Origin of the sequence: Brenneria sp. L3-3C-1 (assembly GCF_016456245.1) — a bacterium.
In the GTDB taxonomy this organism is placed as follows: Bacteria; Pseudomonadota; Gammaproteobacteria; order Enterobacterales; family Enterobacteriaceae; genus Brenneria.
Genome location: NZ_JAEMHF010000009.1, coordinates 171,250 through 177,737 on the forward strand (window position 1 = coordinate 171,250; position 6,488 = coordinate 177,737).

The window sequence follows — 6,488 nt, forward strand, 5'->3', positions numbered from 1 at the left end:
CCGACCTCATGCTGGTTGCCCTTGAGAAACGTCCGCGTGCGGCGCGACAGGGGGATAATAACTTTCATTGCGGCTGGCTTTTTGTCGCAGCCCATCCGGAACCTGATAAATCGGCCCGAGGTGCGTCAGTCGCTGCGCCATTTCGACATAGCGGGCGCTGCCCTGCGTGTCCAGATAGCGGCAGGCGCCGCCGTGGAAAGGCGGGAAACCGAGTCCGTACACCAATGCCATGTCCGCTTCCGCCGGACTATCGACGATGCCTTCTTCCAGACAGCGAACAACCTCGTTAATCATCGGGATCATCAGCCTGGCAACGATCTCTTCAGCGCTGAAGTGTCGTCGTGGCTGGCTGATGGCCGTCAGCATGCTATCGATATTTTCATCCTGTTCTTTACGCTGCTTTCCTTTGTTGTCCGTTTGATAGCGATAGAAGCCTCGGCCATTTTTCTGGCCGAATCGCTGATGTTCAAACAGTACGTCAATGGCATCGCGATAATCTTTCGCCATGCGCTGTGGAAATCCTTCGGCCATCACCGCCTGAGCATGGTGCGCGGTATCAATACCGACCACATCCAGCAGGTACGCCGGGCCCATCGGCCAGCCGAAGTGTTTCTCCATGACCTTATCAATCTCACGAAAATCCGCGCCATCTCGCATCAATAAACTGAAAGCGGCAAAGTAGGGAAACAGCACCCGGTTAACGAAGAATCCCGGGCAATCATTGACGACAATCGGCGTTTTCCCCATCTTGCCGGCATAGGCCACCACATGGGCGATGGTTTTCTCGTCAGTCTGCGGGCCACGGATAATTTCCACCAGCGGCATACGGTGCACCGGATTGAAGAAATGCATACCACAGAAATTTTGCGGCCGCTTTAATGAGGCGGCAAGCAGCGCAATCGGGATGGTTGAGGTATTTGATGCCAGTATAGTGCGCTCGCTGACTTGTGATTCGGTTTCCGCCAGTACGCTGGCCTTCACTTTGGGATTCTCGACCACGGCTTCAACCACGATATCCATCCGTTCAAATCCAGCGTAGTCCAGCGTTGGGCAAATGTTCGCCAGTATGCCCGCCATTTGCATACCGTCCAGCTTGCCGCGCGCCATCTGTTTGTTCAGCAGCGTCGCCGCTTCATTCATCCCCAGCGTGAGCGGTTTTTGGTTAATGTCTTTCATGCGGATGGGCACCCCTTTGAACGCGGACTGATAGGCGATGCCGCCGCCCATAATGCCTGCGCCCAATACCGCTGCCTGTCCCGGTGGTTGAATGTCGCCGACGATTTTTTTCGCTTTGTCTTTGACATACCGATCGCTAAGGAAAATACCGACCAGCGCCCGCGCGGCGTCGGAATGCGCCAGCGGGACGAAATTTTTTGTCTCAAGCCGCAATGCCTCATCACGAGCCATCGTCGCGGCGGCTTCGATGGTGTTTACCGCGGTCATTGGCGCGGGGTAATGTTTACCGGCCGTTTGCAGCACCATCGCTTTCGCCGTGGTGAAACTCATGCCGGCTTCAATGCTACTGAGTTTCAGGGCTTCAAGTTTCGGGCGCCGATAGGCTTTCCAGTCCAGTTCACCGTTAATCGCTTGCTTTAATATCCGCATTGCGGCGGCAACAAGCTTTTCATTGGCCACGACCGCCTGTACCAGACCGACTTTTAATGCTTCAGCCGCGCCGAGGTCTTTGCCTGCGGCAATGATTTCCAGCGCGTTGTCTGCGCCCAACAGGCGTGGTAACCGTACGGTTCCGCCAAATCCCGGCATGATGCCGAGTTTGGTTTCTGGCAGGCCGATACGGGCATCGGCCGAGGCGAGCCGAAAATCGGTCGCCAGAACGCACTCGCAGCCGCCTCCCAGCGCGTAGCCATTAATCGCCGAAAGCGTAGGGACGGGCAGATCTTCCAGCCGATTGAAAATACCGTTGGCGAAATTCAGCCACTGGTGGAGCTTATCGGCCGGCGCGGCGAACAAAGAGAGAAATTCCGTGATATCGGCGCCGACAATAAAGGCTGATTTATCCGAGCGTAACAACAGCCCTTTCAATGCTTTCTGTTCCGCCAGTATATCCAATGCCTTACCCAGGCTGGCTACCGTATGCGTATCCAGTTTATTGACGGAACCCGGCGCGGAAAAAACCAACTCCGCAATGCCGTATTCAAGCCAGTTAAGGTAGAGCGTTTCGCCTTGATAAAGCATGGTGATCTCCGCATTCAGGGTGAGTGATCTGGTACGACCAGATGATCGAATTGTGGCTATAATGTTAATTATTTGCAAATGAACGAGTGATTTTTTGCCGAAGAGATCACAAAGCGCCAGGCGCTGCCGTTGAACTACGGCTGTGTTAAAATGGAAAGACAATGCAGTGACAAACAGGGATACCTATGGAAAAGCTGGCTTCTTTATATCACCATCATCTGGTTACGTTGCAGCAACGCGCACAGGCGGTTCTGGCGCGTCATCAGCTTGACGCATTGTTGATTCACTCCGGTGAGTTATTGACGGTATTCCTGGACGATCACGACTACCCTTTTAAGGTCAATCCGCAATTTAAAGCTTGGGTGCCGGTGACTCAGGTGCCCAATTGCTGGTTATGGATTGATGGCGTCAATCCGCCGAAGCTGTGGTTCTATTCCCCGGTGGACTACTGGCATAACGTCGCGCCTGTTCCGGAAAGTTTCTGGACGGATGAGGTGGATATTTCGGTTCTGCGTAACGCCGATGATATCGGCCGGTTGCTTCCTGCCGCGCGTCGACGAGTCGCGTATATCGGCTATACCCCACAACGCGCCTTGAGTCTGGGGATCGGCGCTGAAAATATTAATCCTCAGGGGGTGCTGGATTATCTGCATTACTATCGCGCCTATAAAACAGACTATGAGTTAGCCTGTATGCGCGAAGCTCAGAAAACCGCGGTTGTCGGCCATCGTGCCGCCCATGAGGCTTTTCTGTCCGGCATGAGTGAGTTTGATATCAATCTGGCCTACCTGACCGCCACCGGCCACAGGGATACGGATGTGCCTTATGGCAATATTGTGGCGCTGAATGAACATACCGCAGTACTGCACTACACTCAGTTAGATCACCAGGTTCCGTCGGAAGTACGCAGTTTCCTGATTGATGCTGGCGCGGAATATAATGGCTATGCCGCTGATCTTACCCGCACGTATTCCTCACAAAGCGACAATGCTTTTGCGGCGTTGGTGAAGGATCTGAATCAGGAACAGCTTGGACTGATTGATACCATACAGGCGGGGGTGCGCTATACCGACTACCATATTCAAATGCATCAACGCGTCGCCAAACTGTTGGCGTCGCATCAGTTGATTCAGGGGATCAGCGAAGAATCAATGGTGGAAAACGGTTTAACCGGGCCATTCCTGCCGCATGGCCTGGGGCATTTGCTGGGATTACAGGTACATGATGTCGCGGGCTTTATGCAGGACGATAGCGGGACGCAGCTGGCCGCGCCTTCCGGACATCCTTATTTACGCTGTACCCGCATACTTGAGCCCGGTATGGTCATAACTATCGAACCCGGTATCTATTTTATCGACTCGCTGCTCGAACCCTGGCGGGCAGGTAAATTCAGCCAGCATTTTGACTGGCAGAAGATTGATGCGCTAAAACAGTTTGGCGGCATCCGTATCGAAGACAATATCGTTATCCACGAGCAGCGGATTGAAAACATGACTCGCGACCAGAAGTTGCTCTGATGCAGGCCTACCCGATACCTGCGGCGCCAGTCAGCCTGAGTGAGGAAATTAAGAAAAGCCGTTTTATCACCCTGCTGGCGCCGACGAATGGCGTTGACGCGGCCAAAGACGTTATTCAGCGGGCAAGAGAACAGCATCCCACGGCGCGGCATCACTGCTGGGCATACGTCGCCGGTGCGCCGGACAATTCCCAACAGCTTGGATTTTCTGATGACGGCGAGCCTTCCGGCACGGCCGGTAAACCGATGCTGGCGCAATTGATGGGCAGCGGCGTCGGAGAAATTACCGCGGTTGTCGTGCGTTACTATGGCGGGATCCAATTGGGTACCGGCGGGCTGGTAAAGGCGTATGGCGGCGGGGTTCAACAAGCGCTAAAGCGAATAACGCTGCAAGAGAAAGTCTTACAGAAAGAGTATGGCTTGCGGTGTGACTATGCCTTACTACCTCAGATTGAATCGTTGCTATACCATCTTGGTGGTCGGATACTGCACAGCGACTATGGCGCTGACGTGACATTGCGTCTGGCTATTCCCGTCAGGGGCGTGGATGAAGCGATAATGAGATTGCGCGATATTAGCCGCGGCTCGTTGCATTTATTGCCAATTTCACAATAATCCCAGCGCTGTTTCATGAATGATTAAGGAATACTCTTCAATGCACTTTCGCGCCATAACCCGTATTGTGGGCCTGCTGGTTATTCTGTTCTCCGGGACAATGTTTATCCCCGGGCTGGTGGCCTTGATCTATCGCGATGGCGCAGGTCGGGCTTTCACTCAGACATTTTTAGTCGCACTGGTTATCGGCATCGTGCTGTGGTTGCCTAACCGCAAGCAAAAACATGAACTGAAATCGCGGGAAGGGTTTCTGATCGTCGTATTATTCTGGACGGTGCTGGGCAGCGTGGGGGCGCTTCCCTTTCTGTTTGCGGAGCATCCCAATCTGGGCATCACCGATGCGTTTTTTGAGTCTTTCTCCGGGTTAACCACCACTGGCGCAACCACGCTGGTCGGCCTGGACTCCCTGCCGAAGGCCATTCTTTTCTACCGGCAAATGCTGCAATGGTTTGGCGGGATGGGGATCATTGTGCTGGCCGTCGCCATCCTGCCTATATTGGGTGTCGGCGGTATGCAGCTCTATCGTGCCGAAATGCCGGGGCCGTTGAAAGATAACAAAATGCGTCCCCGGATTGCCGATACGGCGAAAACGCTATGGCTGATTTACGTGCTCCTTACCATCGGCTGTGCGGTTTCACTCTGGCTGGCGGGGATGCCTATTTTTGATGCCATCAGTCATAGTTTCTCAACGGTCTCTGTTGGCGGCTTTTCCACCCATGACGCCAGCATCGGTTATTTTAACAGCCCGACGATTAACACCATCGTTGCGGTGTTCCTGCTGATTTCCGGCTGTAACTTCGGTCTCCACTTTGCGGTATTGAGCGGGCGCAGCCTCAAGGTTTACTGGCGCGATCCCGAATTCCGTATGTTCATCTTCGTTCAGATGTCGTTGGTTGCGATATGCATTATTGTCTTGTGGTTTCATAACGTTTATGTCAGCGGTATGCAGACGCTGAATCAGGCTTTTTTTCAGGTGGTTTCGATGGCGACTACCGCGGGTTTTACCACCGATAGTATCGCTTCCTGGCCGCTTTTTTTGCCGATATTGCTGCTGTGCTCCGCTTTTATTGGCGGGTGTGCGGGGTCAACCGGGGGCGGTTTGAAAGTGATCCGCATCCTGCTGCTTTTTCTACAGGGTTCGCGCGAATTGAAAAGGCTGGTTCATCCTAATGCGGTATATACCATTAAATTGGGCCAGCGCGCGCTGCCAGAGCGGATATTGGAGGCTGTTTGGGGCTTCTTTTCCGCTTATGCGCTGGTTTTCATTGTCAGTATGCTGGCGGTCATCGCGACAGGCGTGGATGATTTCTCTGCTTTCTCCGCTGTTGCCGCTACGCTAAATAATTTAGGCCCGGGGCTGGGCGTCGTGGCGGATAACTTTACCTCAATGAATGATACGGCAAAGTGGATATTGATTTTGACTATGCTGTTCGGGCGTCTGGAGGTCTTTACTCTTTTAGTCTTGTTTACGCCAACTTTCTGGCGGGAATAATACGGGTAAAAGGAATAGTACGATGAAAGCTTTGATATTGTTTTCCAGTAAGGATGGGCAGACTAGGGCGATAGCTTCGTATATCGCCAACTCGCTTAAAGGCTCGTTGGAGTGTGATGTCATCAGCTTGTTAAGTACGAATGACATCGACTTGAATAAATATGACCGGATTTTGATCGGCGCTTCCGTACGATACGGACGCTTTAATCCGGCGGTAAATAAATTCATCCGGCAGCATCTGACTTACTTGCAGGAACTACCCAGCGCTTTCTTTTCAGTTAATCTTACGGCTCGCAAACCGGAAAAACGATCGTTACAGACAAACGCCTATACGCGGAAGTTTTTGCTGAATTCCCCGTGGCAACCGGATCTTTGCGGCGTTTTCGCCGGTGCGCTGCGCTATCCGCGCTATTGGTGGTTTGACCGCGTTATGATCCAGTTGATTATGCATATGACCGGCGGCGAAACAGATAGCAGTAAAGAAATAGAATACACCGACTGGGAGCAGGTAACGCGTTTCGCTCATGAGTTCGGACAACTGACGCTGAAAAAAAGCGCATAGTGTCGCCTTTTCCCGCGCATTGCCGAAAAAAAACGCACTCGGTCGCTTTTTTGCATTTAGCGCTTGTAAGCCGCGGGGAAGTGCCTATAATGCGCCTCCACTGACAC

Annotated in this window: 5 protein-coding genes; 4 read left to right on the forward strand and 1 reads right to left on the reverse strand. The window is 52.9% G+C overall.

Features of this window, described 5'->3' with window-relative positions; all coding sequences use genetic code 11:
• Positions 1–6 precede the first annotated feature (6 nt).
• A complete protein-coding gene (gene fadB / locus JG725_RS16545) occupies positions 7–2,196 on the reverse strand; it encodes a fatty acid oxidation complex subunit alpha FadB (RefSeq protein WP_199378872.1) in 2,190 nt (729 codons plus the stop codon).
• Positions 2,197–2,381: 185 nt separating this feature from the next.
• Here fadB and pepQ point away from each other — a divergent pair, with 185 nt between their 5' ends.
• Genes pepQ through hemG form a run of 4 tightly spaced genes read left to right on the forward strand, consistent with a single transcriptional unit; the run spans position 2,382 to position 6,381 of the window.
• Positions 2,382–3,713, forward strand: coding sequence for a Xaa-Pro dipeptidase (gene pepQ, locus JG725_RS16550; RefSeq protein WP_199378874.1), 1,332 nt, complete (start codon positions 2,382–2,384; stop codon positions 3,711–3,713).
• On the forward strand, positions 3,713–4,327 hold the full coding sequence (locus JG725_RS16555; RefSeq protein ID WP_172291106.1) for an IMPACT family protein: 615 nt from the start codon (positions 3,713–3,715) through the stop codon (positions 4,325–4,327). The genes pepQ and JG725_RS16555 overlap by 1 nt, the downstream gene beginning before the upstream one ends.
• A 40-nt stretch (positions 4,328–4,367) precedes the next feature.
• A complete protein-coding gene (trkH, locus tag JG725_RS16560; RefSeq protein WP_199378876.1) occupies positions 4,368–5,819 on the forward strand; it encodes a Trk system potassium transporter TrkH in 1,452 nt (483 codons plus the stop codon).
• 22 nt (positions 5,820–5,841) lie between these two features.
• A complete protein-coding gene (gene hemG / locus JG725_RS16565) occupies positions 5,842–6,381 on the forward strand; it encodes a menaquinone-dependent protoporphyrinogen IX dehydrogenase (RefSeq protein ID WP_199378878.1) in 540 nt (179 codons plus the stop codon).
• The last annotated feature ends 107 nt before the right edge of the window (positions 6,382–6,488 follow it).